The sequence below is a fragment of the Pantoea sp. GM01 genome, assembly GCF_000282675.1.
Classification (GTDB): Bacteria; Pseudomonadota; Gammaproteobacteria; order Enterobacterales; family Enterobacteriaceae; genus Pantoea; species Pantoea nemavictus.
In genome coordinates, this window is the sequence record NZ_AKIU01000036.1 from 68,261 (window position 1) to 82,612 (window position 14,352).

Annotated in this window: 15 protein-coding genes; 7 read left to right on the top strand and 8 right to left on the bottom strand. The window is 52.6% G+C overall.

The window, feature by feature from the left end:
• Nucleotides 1-20: 20 nt before the first annotated feature.
• Nucleotides 21-1,142, top strand: coding sequence for a ribonuclease D (gene rnd, locus PMI17_RS11640; protein ID WP_007889660.1), 1,122 nt, complete (start codon nt 21-23; stop codon nt 1,140-1,142).
• Nucleotides 1,143-1,197: 55 nt separating this feature from the next.
• Here the strand turns inward: rnd and minE are convergent, their stop codons facing one another.
• The 3 genes from minE to minC are packed head-to-tail and all read right to left on the bottom strand — an operon-like array spanning nt 1,198 to nt 3,027.
• Complete coding sequence (gene minE / locus PMI17_RS11645; RefSeq protein ID WP_007889661.1) at nt 1,198-1,467, bottom strand: cell division topological specificity factor MinE; 270 nt, start codon at nt 1,465-1,467, stop codon at nt 1,198-1,200.
• Nucleotides 1,468-1,470: 3 nt separating this feature from the next.
• Complete coding sequence (gene minD, locus PMI17_RS11650; RefSeq protein ID WP_007889662.1) at nt 1,471-2,283, bottom strand: septum site-determining protein MinD; 813 nt, start codon at nt 2,281-2,283, stop codon at nt 1,471-1,473.
• A gap of 33 nt (nt 2,284-2,316) precedes the next feature.
• Nucleotides 2,317-3,027 (bottom strand): septum site-determining protein MinC, encoded by a 711-nt coding sequence (minC, locus tag PMI17_RS11655; protein WP_007889663.1) that lies wholly within the window; start codon nt 3,025-3,027, stop codon nt 2,317-2,319.
• A gap of 153 nt (nt 3,028-3,180) precedes the next feature.
• Between minC and PMI17_RS11660 the strand changes: the two genes are divergently transcribed.
• The 3 genes from PMI17_RS11660 (at nt 3,181) to PMI17_RS11670 (ending at nt 4,894) form a co-directional block, all read left to right on the top strand.
• Entirely contained in the window at nt 3,181-3,456 is a 276-nt protein-coding gene (locus PMI17_RS11660; protein WP_007889664.1) for a YcgL domain-containing protein, read from the top strand.
• A gap of 267 nt (nt 3,457-3,723) precedes the next feature.
• Nucleotides 3,724-4,383 (top strand): fumarylacetoacetate hydrolase family protein, encoded by a 660-nt coding sequence (locus PMI17_RS11665; RefSeq protein WP_007889666.1) that lies wholly within the window; start codon nt 3,724-3,726, stop codon nt 4,381-4,383.
• Between the two features lie 64 nt (nt 4,384-4,447).
• Entirely contained in the window at nt 4,448-4,894 is a 447-nt protein-coding gene (locus tag PMI17_RS11670) for a YcgN family cysteine cluster protein (RefSeq protein WP_007889667.1), read from the top strand.
• 40 nt (nt 4,895-4,934) lie between these two features.
• On the opposite strand, the gene dsbB is transcribed toward PMI17_RS11670, so the two are convergent.
• Nucleotides 4,935-5,465 (bottom strand): disulfide bond formation protein DsbB, encoded by a 531-nt coding sequence (gene dsbB / locus PMI17_RS11675; RefSeq protein WP_007889668.1) that lies wholly within the window; start codon nt 5,463-5,465, stop codon nt 4,935-4,937.
• Between the two features lie 320 nt (nt 5,466-5,785).
• Between dsbB and fadR the strand changes: the two genes are divergently transcribed.
• A complete protein-coding gene (gene fadR / locus PMI17_RS11680) occupies nt 5,786-6,505 on the top strand; it encodes a fatty acid metabolism transcriptional regulator FadR (RefSeq protein ID WP_007889669.1) in 720 nt (239 codons plus the stop codon).
• Between the two features lie 46 nt (nt 6,506-6,551).
• Here the strand turns inward: fadR and PMI17_RS11685 are convergent, their stop codons facing one another.
• The gene (locus tag PMI17_RS11685) at nt 6,552-8,087 is read right to left on the bottom strand and encodes a SpoVR family protein (protein WP_007889670.1); all 1,536 of its coding nucleotides are present in this window, start codon (nt 8,085-8,087) and stop codon (nt 6,552-6,554) included.
• A 494-nt stretch (nt 8,088-8,581) separates the two neighbouring features.
• On the opposite strand from PMI17_RS11685, the gene PMI17_RS11690 reads away from it, so the two are divergent.
• Together PMI17_RS11690 and dadX are read left to right on the top strand one after the other, a co-directional pair.
• Nucleotides 8,582-9,883 (top strand): D-amino acid dehydrogenase, encoded by a 1,302-nt coding sequence (locus PMI17_RS11690; RefSeq protein ID WP_007889671.1) that lies wholly within the window; start codon nt 8,582-8,584, stop codon nt 9,881-9,883.
• Between the two features lie 21 nt (nt 9,884-9,904).
• Entirely contained in the window at nt 9,905-10,975 is a 1,071-nt protein-coding gene (gene dadX / locus PMI17_RS11695; RefSeq protein WP_007889672.1) for a catabolic alanine racemase DadX, read from the top strand.
• Here dadX and PMI17_RS11700 read toward each other — a convergent pair.
• The 3 genes from PMI17_RS11700 to PMI17_RS11710 form a co-directional block, all read right to left on the bottom strand.
• On the bottom strand, nt 10,968-12,161 hold the full coding sequence (locus PMI17_RS11700; protein WP_007889674.1) for a multidrug effflux MFS transporter: 1,194 nt from the start codon (nt 12,159-12,161) through the stop codon (nt 10,968-10,970). The two genes, dadX and PMI17_RS11700, sit on opposite strands and share 8 nt — an antisense overlap.
• A 114-nt stretch (nt 12,162-12,275) precedes the next feature.
• Entirely contained in the window at nt 12,276-13,742 is a 1,467-nt protein-coding gene (gene wbaP, locus PMI17_RS11705) for an undecaprenyl-phosphate galactose phosphotransferase WbaP (RefSeq protein WP_007889676.1), read from the bottom strand.
• Between the two features lie 376 nt (nt 13,743-14,118).
• A complete protein-coding gene (locus PMI17_RS11710) occupies nt 14,119-14,352 on the bottom strand; it encodes a DUF1480 family protein (RefSeq protein ID WP_007889678.1) in 234 nt (77 codons plus the stop codon).

Sequence of the window (14,352 nt, forward strand, 5' to 3'; positions counted from 1 at the left end):
GCCGCAGCGAGAAAGACAACGTGAATTACACCCTGATCGACCAAAATGACCAACTGGCCGCCGTGTGCGAGAAAGCACGCCAACATGCTGCCGTGGCGCTGGATACCGAATTTGTGCGCACCCGCACCTACTATCCGCAGCTCGGCCTGATTCAGCTGTTTGATGGCGACCAGCTGATCCTGATCGATCCGCTTAATATCAGTGACTGGACGCCGTTCGTGGCGTTGCTGCAGGATAAGCAGGTCACCAAATTCCTCCACGCCGGTGGAGAAGATCTTGAGGTGTTCCTGCATCGCTTCAAGTGCCTGCCCGATCCGATGATCGATACGCAAATACTGGCAGCCTTCAGTGGTCAGGCGCTGTCATGGGGCTTTGCCTCGATGGTGATGCACTTTAACCAAATCGAGTTGGATAAAAGCGAATCGCGCACCGATTGGCTGGCGCGTCCGCTGACTGAGCGTCAGTGTGAATATGCCGCTGCCGATGTTGCTTATCTGCTGCCGATTGCCCATCAGCTGATTACGCAGACAGAAGCGGCCGGCAACATGGCGGCGGCGTTGAGCGAATGCGACACGCTGTGTCAGCGCCGTCTTGACGTGCTGCAACCCGAAGAAGCCTGGCGTGACATCACCAATGCGTGGCAGTTGCGCCCACGCCAGCTGGCAGCCTTGCAGCGTCTGGCTGCGTGGCGTCTGAACATTGCGCGCCAAAAAGATATGGCGGTGAACTTTGTTGTGCGCGAAGAGAATCTGTGGAAAGTGGCGCGCTTTATGCCGGGCAGCCTTGGCGAGCTGGATCATTTAGGGCTGAACGGCCATGAGATCCGTTTCCACGGTAAAGCGATGGTGGCGCTGGTGGCTGAAGCACAGGCACAGGATGAAGCTACCTTGCCGCAGCCGCTGCCGAATCTTATCGATCATCCGCACTATAAGCAGGCCTTCAAAGCCATTAAAGCGCTGGTGCAACAGGTGAGCGAGGAGAGTGGATTTAGTCAGGAGTTGCTGGCATCACGCCGCCAGATCAATCAGGTGCTGAGTGTTTATTGGGGATTGAAGAACGCTTCGCGCACACCTGAGCTGCTAACAGGCTGGCGAGGTGATTTGCTGAAGGCGGGTATCGACGAGATCCTGCAGGCACTGTAAGTGCAGCATTTTCCCCTGCGTAATACCGCAGGGGAAAATCAGGAAACCGCTTTAATCATTTAGGAACGTCTTCCGGCTCCGGCAGCGTTACGTTGAGCTCAAGGATGGAGATATCATCCCCTTTCTGATCCAGCTGAACGGTCACCATATCCGGGTCAATTTTTACGTATTTACAGATCACTTCCAAAATATCGCGCTTCAGCTGCGGCAGGTAATGGGGCTCACTGTCGCCCCTTCTGCGTTCGGCTACGATAATCTGCAGCCTTTCCTTGGCTATATTGGCTGTGTTCTTCTTACGGGATAAAAAGAAATCAAGTAATGCCATTGGTTATCCCCCGAACAGGCGTTTAAGGAAACCCTTCTTCTCTTCTTCAATAAAGCGGAAGGGGCGTTCTTCGCCAAGCAGGCGATCTACGGTATCAGCATAGGCTTTACCGGCGTCAGCGTTTGCGTCGAGGATCACCGGCTCACCCTGGTTAGAAGCACGCAGCACAGATTGATCTTCCGGAATCACACCAACCAGTGGAATGCGCAGAATTTCCAGCACATCTTCCATGCTCAACATATCACCGCGGGTGACGCGGCCTGGATTGTAACGGGTCAGCAGCAGATGCTCTTTCACCGGATCCTGGCTGTTCTCGGCACGACGTGATTTAGACGAGATGATGCCAAGAATACGGTCCGAGTCACGAACTGAAGAGACTTCCGGGTTGGTGGTGATGATGGCTTCATCGGCGAAATACAACGCCATCAGCGCACCGGTTTCAATGCCCGCCGGTGAGTCACACACAATGAAGTCGAACTCCATCGCCGCCAAATCATTCAGCACTTTCTCAACGCCTTCACGGGTCAGCGCATCTTTATCGCGCGTTTGCGAAGCCGGCAAAATGTAGAGTTGCTCAGTACGCTTGTCACGGATCAGCGCCTGGTTCAGTGTGGCATCACCCTGAATAACGTTAACAAAGTCGTACACCACGCGGCGTTCACAGCCCATGATTAAATCCAGGTTACGCAGGCCGATATCGAAATCGATGACGACCGTTTTTTTGCCTTTCTGCGCTAACCCGGTGGCGATGGCCGCGCTTGACGTGGTCTTGCCAACGCCCCCTTTACCCGATGTAACTACAATAATGCGTGCCATAAATGTTGATTTCCTTAACGAAAGAAAAGGGGCTTAATTAAGTGTCTGAATGGTAAGCGCGCCCTCTATCAGGCTTAGGCGTGCCGCTTTACCAAAGAATTCCGCCGGGATCTGATCGATCATCCAATATTCCCCGGCAATTGAGACCAACTCTGCGGCGAGGTTGGTACAAAAAATCTGGCTATCGCTTTGGCCACCCACGCCGGCCAACGCACGGCCTCGCATCATGCCATAGATATGGATATTCCCGTCGGCTACCAGCTCGGCACCGGCGCTGACGCTGTTGGTGACGATGAGATCGGCATTACGCGCATAAATCTGTTGGCCCGAACGCACTGGCGTATTAATGATGCGCGTTTTACTGACGGCTTCTGCCGTTACCGCGGGAAGCACCGGGGCGGCTTCGACAACCGGAGCACTCGCCTGTTTGCGACTCTCTTTACCTTCAGAGAGTACCGGCAAACCTGCGCGGGCAATCATTTTTTTCAGGGCTTCATCTTTGCAACCGCTGACGCCAACGATACGTAAACCCGTCGCCATCACCGCTTGTTGCATCTGCTTCCAGTTAATGTCGCCTGTCAACGCTGATACATTGAGCACCACGGGCGCATTCAGTAAAAAGGCCGGTGCCTGATCGATTTTTTCCTGGAGCGCCTGACGAATCACCTCGGGTTGCGAATGATGCAGATGAACGACTGACAGGGTAAAACTGCTTCCCTTGAATTCGATTGGCGTTTGCGACATCTTTGCTGACTCAGTCCTGTTTTACGACCTTTAAATGTACGTCGATAAAATCGGCAATAACATCAAACGGTCAATATTCGAAGTTCTGCAAGCATGTTATAGTTACTGCTATATTCAGGCAAGTGACGCCATCGGTTAATTCGAGTAAAAAATATGTTTTGTGTGATCTACAGAAGCCCGCAACGTGAACAGACTTATCTGTATGTTGAAAAAAAAGACGATTTCTCCCGCGTACCAGAAGAACTGCTGCGTGGCTTCGGCAAACCCCAGCTGGCCATGGTGCTGTCGCTGGATAAGCGTGACAAGCTGGCTAACGCGGATATCAATAAAGTTAAGCAAGGTTTAAGCGAACACGGCTATTATTTACAAATTCCACCACCGGTTGAAAGTCTGCTCAACATTCATCTCGATCAGGGTAAAAAAGATTAATTCAGATTCATCTGTAAAATATATCCTGTAGAAATAATCAGTGCTATTTGCGTTAATTAACTGCCCGCGTTAACCCTTTATTGCGGGCAATTATCCAGGCGTTTGCAGATTTTGTTGTATACGATTAACGACTTTTGACAATTTCCACCACGCCTGCCGCCACAAACCCGCTAATATATTCCCTCTCAGCCTGCCGCGTTCCGGCACTGAATTCGACTTACTCGCCAGTCGCACTGGCGGCAAACACAACTCAAGCAGGGGAATAGCATGTATCAGCATCGTAACTGGCAGGGCGCTCTGTTGGATTATCCGGTCAGCAAAGTGGTTTGCGTCGGCAGCAACTATGCTAAACACATAAAGGAAATGGGAAGTGCCACGCCAACCGAGCCTGTGGTGTTTATCAAACCGGAAACCGCGGTCTGCGATCTGCGCCAGCCGCTGTCGATTCCGGCAACCTTTGGTGAAGTGCATCATGAAGTGGAGCTGGCGGTGCTGATTGGCTCGACGCTGAAGCAGGCGAGCGAAGAACATGTCGCTAAAGCAATTGCCGGTTACGGCGTTGCGCTGGATTTGACTCTACGCGATGTGCAGGCGGGGTTGAAGAAAGCGGGTCAACCGTGGGAAAAATCGAAAGGCTTTGATAATTCATGTCCGCTGTCAGGATTTATACCGGCGGCAGAATTCGGCGGCGATCCACAGAATACCGAGCTGAAGCTGATCGTGAATGGCGAGGTGCGTCAGCACGGTACGACTGCCGATATGATCCACAAAATTTTGCCGCTGATTGCCTACATGAGCCAGTATTTCACGCTGCGCGCAGGTGACGTGATCCTAACCGGAACGCCTGAAGGCGTTGGCCCGATGCGCTCTGGCGATAAACTGGAAGTATCACTTGCCGGTCACGGTATTTCCACGCGCGTACTGTAAAACTTGCATCACCGCACCTGAAGCTTTATAAGGTGCGGTCTTATTATCAACCCGGACCGCCATCATGACTGAACAACCTTTCTGGCAGACTAAACGCCTTGACCAAATGAACGACGCAGAGTGGGAATCCCTGTGCGACGGCTGTGGCCAATGTTGCCTGAATAAGTTGCAGGATGCGGACACCGATGAGATCTACTTCACCAACGTCGCCTGTAATCAGCTGAACATCAAAACCTGCCAATGTCGCAGCTACGAGCGTCGTTTTGAGTTAGAAGAGAACTGCATCAAGCTGACGCGCGAAAATCTCACCAGTTTTGAATGGCTGCCGCGTACCTGTGCGTATCGCGTGTTAGGGGAAGGGAAAACTTTGCCGGCCTGGCATCCGCTGATCGCCGGCTCTAAAAAAGCGATGCATGCCCAGCGCATTTCCGTGCGTTTTATTGCGGTGCGTGAGAGTGAAGTGCGCGATTGGGAAGAGCATATAATTGATCGACCAGACCGTAACGGTTAAACATAAAACAGGCAGCTATGGCTGCCTGTTTTGTTTGTGCTTAACGTCCGAACAGATCGCGGCGTTTAGGTTTAAACGGTTGGGCAATTAACACCAGCAGCGCGACCAACAGATACGCCGCGAAAATCACAATCATCCACTGCGGCATGCTCCAGGTCAGGAAAGTCCAGCCACGTTCGGCGCAGTCGCCGCTGGCGACAAACACCGAGGGCAGCCATTTATCCAGCGGCAGCCAGGTGGGGAAACGCGCCGCAAAATCGCAGGTGACAAATGGATTGGGGTGCAGCTGAATCATGGTGTGGTCGTAGGAGAGGCGAACCCCTTCAATGGCGCTATAAATCCAGATCAGGATCGCCGCCCAGCGCAGCGGCGTTTTTGGCGCGATGGCACCCACGATGCCTGCACCCATCACACCAAACAGTGCGCAACGCTCATAAATACACATCACGCAGGGTTGCAATCCCATCACGTGTTGAAAATACAAAGCCGTCAATTCAAAAGCCAGAGCCGTTAGGGCCAGCAAAAGCCAGGCACCTCGTCCACGCGAGCATTGATTCAAATATCGCAACATATTGCTTTCCCTGTAACCGTTAATGTTTCGCAGTGTAAACCAAAAGCGCACCCGTGCCAGCCAGGCAGCGGGAAAAAATCATGTACAAAAATGACTTAAGTCTGGTTGAAGTGAAAAAAGAGTGGACTCAAAAGGCGAGAGAAAATCTGTCGGCAACAAGCGCAGCGCAAACGTATGCTTTGTTGCACTAGCGTGTCTGAAAACACAGCTGAATTTTGCGCCAGCGCGCGCTTTTAATCGTTTGGCAGGCTATTTCCGCTATAGCCGCTCTGGTATGATGAGTCGCATTACGATAAAGAAAGCAACGAGAAATAAATGCTATGGTGATTAAGGCGCAGAGCCCTGCGGGATTTGCTGAAGAGTATATTATTGAAAGCATCTGGAACAGTCGTTTTCCGCCGGGATCCATTCTACCTGCCGAACGTGAGCTTTCTGAACTGATTGGCGTGACTCGCACCACGCTGCGTGAAGTGTTGCAGCGCCTGGCACGTGATGGCTGGTTGACCATCCAACATGGCAAGCCGACACGCGTAAATGATTTCTGGGAAACCTCTGGTTTAAACATCCTCGAAACGCTGGCCCGACTCGACCACGATAGCGTGCCGCAACTGATTGATAATTTGCTATCGGTGCGTACCAACATCTCTTCCATTTTTATCAGCCGTGCACTGCGCCATCATCCAGAAAAAGCGCGTGAAGTGTTGGAAAATGCGCTGAGTGAGGAGGATAAAGCAGAGGCTTACACCGAGCTCGATTATCGTGTGTTTCGCGGTTTGGCGTTTGCGTCCGGTAACCCGATTTATGGTTTGATTTTGAATGGCCTGAAAGGGTTGTATACCCGTGTGGGTCGTCACTACTTCTCCAGTCTGGAAGCCCGTGAACTGGCGCGTAACTTCTATCGCCAACTGGCCGATCTGTGCGTGGCAAATCCTTCGCAGGAGCAAATTGTCGATAGCGTACGTGAATACGGTCGACGCAGCGGTGAGATTTGGCACAAGATGCAGAAAAGCATGCCGGATGATTTGGCCAGCAAGCGATAACCAGCAATAAAAGGAAAACCGGACGTTAACAGTCCGGTTTTTTGTTTTATAGCGTTGGACCGCGCGTGGGCGATCGATCCAGCAACTCTACACTGCCGTCTTCATTCTGCTGTTCCAGAATCACGTCAAAGCCCCACAAACGATGCACATGCTTCAGGACCTCTTTGCGGCTCTTATCGAGCGGCGCCCGCTGTTGCGGCACATAACGCAGCGTCAATGAGCGATCGCCACGTAAGTCGACATTATAAACCTGAATGTTAGGTTCCAGATTGCTCAGATTATATTGTGCCGACAGCTGCTGCCGAATGGCGCGATAACCCGCTTCGTCATGAATGGCCGCAATTTCGAGGAAATTGTTGCGGTCATCGTCCATCACCGTAAATAACCGGAAATCACGCATCACTTTTGGCGACAGGAACTGGCTGATGAAGCTTTCGTCCTTGAATTCACGCATGGCAAAATGCATGGTTTTCAGCCAGTCGGAACCGGCAATGTCAGGGAACCAGTAGCGGTCTTCTTCGGTAGGTGTTTGACAGATGCGCTTGATGTCCTGGAACATCGCAAAGCCCAGCGCATACGGGTTGATGCCGTTATACCACTGACTGTTATAGGGCGGCTGATACACCACGTTAGTGTGGCTATGCAGGAACTCCATCATAAAGCGTTCCGACACTTTGCCCTCGTCATACAGATGATTAAGGATGGTGTAGTGCCAGAATGTCGCCCAGCCTTCGTTCATCACCTGCGTCTGTTTTTGCGGATAAAAATACTGGCTGACCTTACGCACAATACGCAGCACTTCACGTTGCCACGACTCCAGCAGCGGCGCATTTTTCTCCATGAAATAGAGCAGGTTCTCCTGTGGCTCAGAGGGATAGCGCGATGCCTGGATGTGCACCGATTCCTTCTCTTTACGCGGTAGCGTGCGCCAAAGTGTATTTACCTGGCTCTGCAGATACTCTTCGCGGCTCTGCTGACGGGCCTTCTCTTCCTGCAGCGAAATTTTTTGCGGACGTTTATAGCGATCAACGCCGTAATTCATCAACGCGTGGCAGGAATCGAGCAGGCGCTCAACTTCCTCGACGCCATAGCGCTCTTCGCAATCGGTGATGTAATTTCTGGCGAATAACAGGTAATCAACAATCGAACTGGCATCGGTCCAACTGCGGAACAGATAGTTATTTTTAAAGAAAGAGTTGTGGCCATAACAGGCGTGCGCCATCACCAGCGCCTGCATGGTCATGGTGTTCTCTTCCATCAAATAGGCGATACACGGATTGGAATTAATCACGATTTCATAAGCCAGGCCTTGCTGACCGTGCTTATAGCGTTGTTCGGTTTCGATGAATTTCTTGCCAAACGACCAGTGTGCATAGTTGATCGGCATACCCACGCTGGAGTACGCATCCATCATCTGTTCGGAGGTGATCACTTCGATTTGGTGCGGATAGGTTTCCAGTCCGTAGCTTTTCGCTACGCGGTCAATTTCCGCCAGATAATCATCCAGCAGTTCGAAGGTCCAGTCTGGGCCGTCACTGAGTCGTTTACTGTTGCGGGTTGGCTCGTCAAAGATTGTCGTCATAGCGCACCTCTGTTTTGCAAGCGGCAGGGATCACCTGTCACGATCGTTTAAGGCCTCATCCTGAGTAAAGATGGCCCAATAAAACTGAGCGAACACTTCAATGATAGTCCACTGTCGCCTATCCGAAACTGAATCTCAATTGAATTCTTTTGGCAGAAAATCATTCAAAAAGCGTCAGTTAAGCTGATACTTATGGTAAGTGTTGGTTTTATTTCAATTGTCAGGATAATATTCTGTTTATAAGTGCATTGTATGACTGCGGCGCTTTCTCCTGAAAAAAGGTAAAACCCCTACCTGACGCATAATAAATGGCTGATTAAGCGATTAAAGGCATAAAAAATCCTGATTTTTGATGTGATGCATGATTTCAGTGTGCAGTTAGGTGAAAAACATGTGAAATATGGCGGTCAAATGTAAGATTTGATGGGCGGTGAAATTATTCTGCCCTGGGCTTGGTTAATAGTTAATTATTCTTTTGCTGCGACGAGGGGCTTATGCGCGTAGTAATTCTTGGTAGTGGTGTGGTTGGGGTAGCAAGCGCATGGTATCTGGCACAGGCTGGGCACGAGGTGACGGTCATCGATCGTCAACCCGCAGCGGCGCTGGAAACCAGCGCCGGTAATGCCGGACAGATCTCGCCGGGCTACGCTGCGCCCTGGGCGGCGCCGGGCGTTCCGCTCAAAGCTGTCAAATGGATGTTTCAGCGTCACGCGCCGCTGGCGGTACGTTTGGACGGCAGCAAGTTCCAGCTGGAATGGATGTGGAATATGTTGCGTAACTGCGACATGCAGCACTATCAAGAGAATAAAAGCCGCATGGTACGCATTGCGGAGTACAGCCGCGACTGCCTGAAAACGCTGCGTGCCAGCACCGGTATTGCTTACGAAGGTCGCCAGGGCGGAACGCTGCAACTTTTTCGTACTCAGCAGCAGTTTGCCAGTGCCAGCAAAGATATTGCGGTGCTGCGTGATGCTGGCGTGCCTTATGAGCTACTCGAGGCACATCAACTGAAAAATGTCGAACCGGCATTAGCGGCGACCGCCCACAAGCTTACCGGCGGTTTACGCTTGCCCAACGATGAAACCGGCGATTGCCAGCTGTTCACCCAACGACTGGCAGAGATGGCAGCGGCGGCGGGCGTCACTTTCCGCTACAACACATCGGTCGACCAACTGCTGCGCGAGGGCAACCGCATTTACGGCGTGAAGTGTGGCGAGGAAGTGATTAAAGCCGATGCTTACGTAGTGGCGTTTGGTTCCTATTCCACAGCGTTACTGAAAGATATCCTGGCGATCCCGGTGTACCCGCTGAAAGGCTATTCGTTAACCATTCCGATTAAAAATGCTGATGCTGCACCGGTTTCCACCATCCTTGATGAAACCTACAAAGTGGCGGTGACGCGCTTTGACGATCGCATCCGCGTGGGCGGCATGGCAGAAATTGTTGGTTTTAACACCAAACTGTTGCCGGCACGACGCGAAACGCTGGAGATGGTCGTCCGCGATCTTTATCCTGAAGGCGGATATGTCGAACAGGCCACGTTCTGGACCGGCTTGCGTCCGATGACGCCAGACGGTACGCCGATTGTGGGGCGCACGCCGCTCTCAAATCTCTATCTCAATACCGGTCACGGTACGCTGGGATGGACGATGGCTTGTGGTTCCGGTCAGCTGTTGGCCGATTTAATTTCCGGTCAGAAACCGGCGATTGCCGCAGATGATTTGTCAGTGCTGCGCTACCTGCCGGGTTTTGAGCCACATGCGTCGCCACTGCGTAACGCCAACGCGGCGCGTTGAAACCCCAGGGAGAGTACAAGCATGTCACGTCCAACCGGTGCCACCATCAGTCGCCAGGCACTGCGTCATAATCTGGCCACTGTGCGTCAGGCGGCTCCTCAGTCGCACGTCTGGTCAGTGGTAAAAGCCAATGCGTATGGCCACGGCGTGGCCCGCGTGTGGCAAAGCCTCGCCGAAACTGATGGTTTTGCGCTGCTGAATATGGAAGAGGCGATTTTGCTGCGTGAGCAGGGATGGAAAAAACCGATCCTACTGTTGGAGGGCTTCTTCCATGCCGACGATTTAGTGCTGATCGATCGCTATCGTCTCACCACCAGCGTACACAGTAACTGGCAGATTCAGGCGCTCGCCAAGGCACATCTGTCGGCACCGATCGATGTCTACCTGAAAATCAACAGCGGCATGAATCGGTTAGGTTTTCGGCCTGAACTGGCGCAGGCGGCGTGGCAAAAACTGCGCGCATTGCCTAACGTCGGTGAAATGACGCTGATGGCGCACTTTGCCGATGCCGAAAACCCGCAAGGCATCATTGAGCCGATGAAGCGCGTTGAGCAGGCAGCGGAAGGACTCGGTTGTCCACGCTCCTTGTCGAATTCTGCTGCCACGCTGTGGCATCCGGAAGCGCATTTTGACTGGGTGCGTCCTGGCATCATCCTGTATGGCGCATCGCCGAGCGGTGACTGGCAGGATATCGCCAGCACCGGATTGCAGCCGGTGATGACACTCCACAGCGAGATCATTGGTGTACAGCAATTGAATGCCGGTGATGGTGTCGGTTACGGCTATCGCTATCATGCTGGTGCAGCGCAGCGTATTGGTATTGTTGCCTGTGGTTACGCCGACGGCTATCCACGTCATGCACCCACCGGAACGCCGGTCAGCGTTGATGGCGTGCGCACACAAACGCTGGGCGCGATATCCATGGATATGATGATGATCGATCTGGAACCCTGCCCGCAGGCCGGAATTGGTTCGAAGGTTGAGCTATGGGGGAATCAGGTGAAGATTGATGAAGTGGCAAAAGCTGCCGGAACGGTGGGCTACGAGCTGATGTGTGCGCTTGCGCCACGCGTTCCGGTTGAGGTTATTTAAGCGCGGTCACGCTGCCGTGCATCTTCTTGCTGCAGCGCCAGGCGATCAGAGCCAGCGCTGCACCTGTCAACATCATTAACGCCAGCGATGATTTCTCTGCAACGGGCAGTGCCACGATTGCCATGCTGCCACCTGCGCCACACGCCATCTGAATAAAACCTTGGAGGGCCGCGGCAACACCCGCTTGCTGCTGATAGGGCTCCAGCGCGTAGCTGGTGGCCGGCCCCACCGTGAACGCCAATCCTGCTACCGAAACCGCTACCGGAATCATGTATAGCGCCCAATGATTTTGCCATGCCGCGGGTAGCAGCGTGGTGCCCATCATCAGCAGAATCGCGCCAATCAGCATCGTGGCAAAACCCATCGCCAGGCAGAACGGACGTCCCGCTTTGCGAATCGTTTTATTCACGAAGGCGCTCACCAGCATGATCCAGAAGCCGTTGGCACCAAATGCGAAGGAGAACTGCAGCGGCGTGAGGCCACCTTCGGTCATCAGCACGTGCGGCGCTAGCGAAACATACGTCAGCACCATGCCCAGCGCGCCCGCATTGGCAAAAGCGAAGGCGAGGAAGCGCGGTTCACGCGCGATCGCAGCATACTGCGCTAGCGGTAGACCTTTGACGCGCAGCGTGTCCGCAGGACGCGTTTCCGGCAGCCACAGCAGTACGATCAAACCGATAACCAGCGCATAACCGCACAGGAACCAGAACGGCATACGCCAGCCGTAGGCTTCAGCCAGAATCCCGCCCAGTAGCGGTGCCAGCGCTGGCACGATATTCAGTGCGCCGTTGAGAAAGCCATAGGCGCGCGCGGCATCTTCGCCACTGAGGCGATCGCGCACGCCGCTGAATGCCACCACCGCGGTGCAGCACACGGCACAGCCCTGAATGATACGTGCGAGGAAGAACACCGGCCAAAGCGTCGCAGTGGCAGCAATCGCGCTGCCGATGATATAAAGCCCCAGGCCGATCAGCGCGATCGGTTTACGGCCAAAGTTATCCACCAACGGTCCGGTGACCAGCTGACCGATGCCCATCACTAACAAAAACAGCGGAATGGTGATCTGGATAAGACTCACCGGGCTGTTCAGTCCATCGGCGATTTGCGGCAGAGTAGGGAGGTAAAGATCAATACCAAGCGGCGCCAGCAGCACCAGGCTTAGCAGAATTAAGGTGAATTTTTGCATTACGAACCGAACGACCTGTTAAACAAGCGGGAAGGGTAATGACTCTGCGGGGAAAAAGAAAGGGATAAAAAAATGCGATGCCTGCCAACGTGCACAGGCACCGCGTCGAGGGTATTAGTAAGCGCCGTCGCGACGTACCACGACACCTGCGGTTTTAAACAGAATGGCGATGTCCGTCCACAGCGCCCAGTTCTTCACGTACCAGGAGTCGAAGTAAACGCGCGTATCGTAGTCGATGTCGTTACGGCCACTAACCTGCCACAGACCGGTCATGCCCGGCTTGGCCATCAGGTAGTAATCAACATCGCCGGCATAGCGCTCCAGTTCCGCTTCAATCACCGGACGTGGACCCACCAGGCTCATTTCGCCGCGAATCACGTTCCACAGCTGTGGCAACTCATCAAGGCTGGTTTTACGCAGGAAGTTACCAATTTTGGTGACGCGCGGGTCGTTTTTCAGTTTGAAATCACGATCCCACTCGGCATGTGCCTCCTCGCTGGTCGCCAGCAGGTTTTGCAGCACTTCCTGCGAGTTAGTGACCATTGAACGGAACTTCAGGCACTTGAACTTCACGCCATCTTGTCCCACGCGTTCATGGCCATAAATCGCATTGCCACCATCGCGTTTCACCATCGCACACAGCAGACCAAACACCGGTCCAAGGAACAGCAGCAGTAGCGAGGCCACCACGATGTCGAAAGTACGTTTCAGGAAGCGGGAAGAGCGTTTCGCCAGGTTATTGCTCACGCGCAAGATCATCACTTCATGACTGAAGATAAATGACATGTCGGTGCCATACAGCGGCACACCACGCAGCGTAGGGATCACGGAAATCGAACGGCATTTCATTTTGGACAGGAACTTCAGCCATTTATCGCGCACCACTTGCTGCTCAAACTCGGTGGCGACGATAAATTGCGTGTTGTCACGGTCCATGGTCTGCCAGTTAATATCTTTCCAGGTAATTACCGGCACGCCGTTCACTTTTTCATGTTGTTGGTCATCATCCAGCGAGATAAAGGCCTGCACGTTATAACCCAGGATCTCTTCACTTTGCAGCGCCGCATAAGCTTCCATCGCATTTTTGCCGGAACCAATGATGATGGTTTCCTTCTGCCATTGGCCCGCGCGGTTGATTGCGCGTTTCACTACCGCGCGCATCAGCGGCAGCAGCAGCAGGGCGTAGGTCCAGCTAAATACCCAAACCATGCGCGAGAAGTCCCATTTCGAGAAGGCAATCAGCGCCAGATCGAGCAGAGAGAAGACGAACAGCGTCTTGATGACTTCTTTCAATTCAAACCAAAACGGCTTGCGGTAAGTGTAGTGACGCATGCGTACCCAGAACCAGGCGGTACAAAGCACCGAAAGGCCTAATTGGGCAATAAACCGGTATTCAATCTGCTGTGGCGGAATAAAGGTATCCAGTTCGCCCCAAATACCTTGAACGGTAGCGGCAGATAAAAACAATGCCAGATTTAACGCAATTAAATCCGATAAGCTAAGTGCGACTTTTGCGATGAGATTTTTGCGCAGTCCGCTCCACGAGCGGGTTGCGCTATTCATTATCAAAGTACTTGCCATAAAACCTGCTCTCTTTTCTTAAGTAAAAGATGGCCTGACCAGAATCAAGTACGCGCTCAGGAGTGGTCCGCTGAAAAGCAGAAAAAATAATATTTTCAGCGAGATATAAGTCAGTGCTGCCATAAGCGCTGCAAGGAAAGGGCCGTTTGAGACGTGATGCACGTCACGAAAAGCTGCAGCAACGTTTAAGAGTATGCAGGAGTTATTTGACAGAGTTAATATGGAAATAGTCTGAAAAGGAAATAAATGACTAAAGAAATAATTGGATAATCGTTTGAAATATAAGGTTAAAAGTAAAATAAACTGCAATATGGCGCTTCATTTTAAGACAACTTTTCGGAATGACCGCCATTGGCTCAATGGCGGTGAGAAACGATCAGGCAGGTTTTTTTAGGACCCACAGGTCCTGCTGTTTATCATAATGTCCGATTTGCAGATCGACTGCCTCGCCATCAATCCACGCCGGTACACTGGTTTCCACATCCCAGCCGTCGAGTTGGTCACTCAGGCCGGGATTGGTGTGGCAGGGAATACTCACAGTATCGACATTGTCAGTATTGAACTCTGCATCAACAATTTCATAACGACCAATCTTCACCACGTGTCCCAT

What these genes read in the sequence shown, in the direction of transcription:
- wbaP (WP_007889676.1), bottom strand. Translation starts at nt 13,742, where the DNA reads ATGGCAAGTACTTTGATAATGAATAGCGCAACCCGCTCGTGGAGCGGA.
- dadX (WP_007889672.1), top strand. Translation starts at nt 9,905, where the DNA reads ATGTCACGTCCAACCGGTGCCACCATCAGTCGCCAGGCACTGCGTCAT.
- PMI17_RS11665 (WP_007889666.1), top strand. Translation starts at nt 3,724, where the DNA reads ATGTATCAGCATCGTAACTGGCAGGGCGCTCTGTTGGATTATCCGGTC.
- PMI17_RS11660 (WP_007889664.1), top strand. Translation starts at nt 3,181, where the DNA reads ATGTTTTGTGTGATCTACAGAAGCCCGCAACGTGAACAGACTTATCTG.
- PMI17_RS11685 (WP_007889670.1), bottom strand. Translation starts at nt 8,087, where the DNA reads ATGACGACAATCTTTGACGAGCCAACCCGCAACAGTAAACGACTCAGT.
- minE (WP_007889661.1), bottom strand. Translation starts at nt 1,467, where the DNA reads ATGGCATTACTTGATTTCTTTTTATCCCGTAAGAAGAACACAGCCAAT.
- dsbB (WP_007889668.1), bottom strand. Translation starts at nt 5,465, where the DNA reads ATGTTGCGATATTTGAATCAATGCTCGCGTGGACGAGGTGCCTGGCTT.
- minD (WP_007889662.1), bottom strand. Translation starts at nt 2,283, where the DNA reads ATGGCACGCATTATTGTAGTTACATCGGGTAAAGGGGGCGTTGGCAAG.
- PMI17_RS11690 (WP_007889671.1), top strand. Translation starts at nt 8,582, where the DNA reads ATGCGCGTAGTAATTCTTGGTAGTGGTGTGGTTGGGGTAGCAAGCGCA.
- fadR (WP_007889669.1), top strand. Translation starts at nt 5,786, where the DNA reads ATGGTGATTAAGGCGCAGAGCCCTGCGGGATTTGCTGAAGAGTATATT.
- PMI17_RS11710 (WP_007889678.1), bottom strand. Translation starts at nt 14,352, where the DNA reads ATGGGACACGTGGTGAAGATTGGTCGTTATGAAATTGTTGATGCAGAG.
- PMI17_RS11700 (WP_007889674.1), bottom strand. Translation starts at nt 12,161, where the DNA reads ATGCAAAAATTCACCTTAATTCTGCTAAGCCTGGTGCTGCTGGCGCCG.
- PMI17_RS11670 (WP_007889667.1), top strand. Translation starts at nt 4,448, where the DNA reads ATGACTGAACAACCTTTCTGGCAGACTAAACGCCTTGACCAAATGAAC.
- minC (WP_007889663.1), bottom strand. Translation starts at nt 3,027, where the DNA reads ATGTCGCAAACGCCAATCGAATTCAAGGGAAGCAGTTTTACCCTGTCA.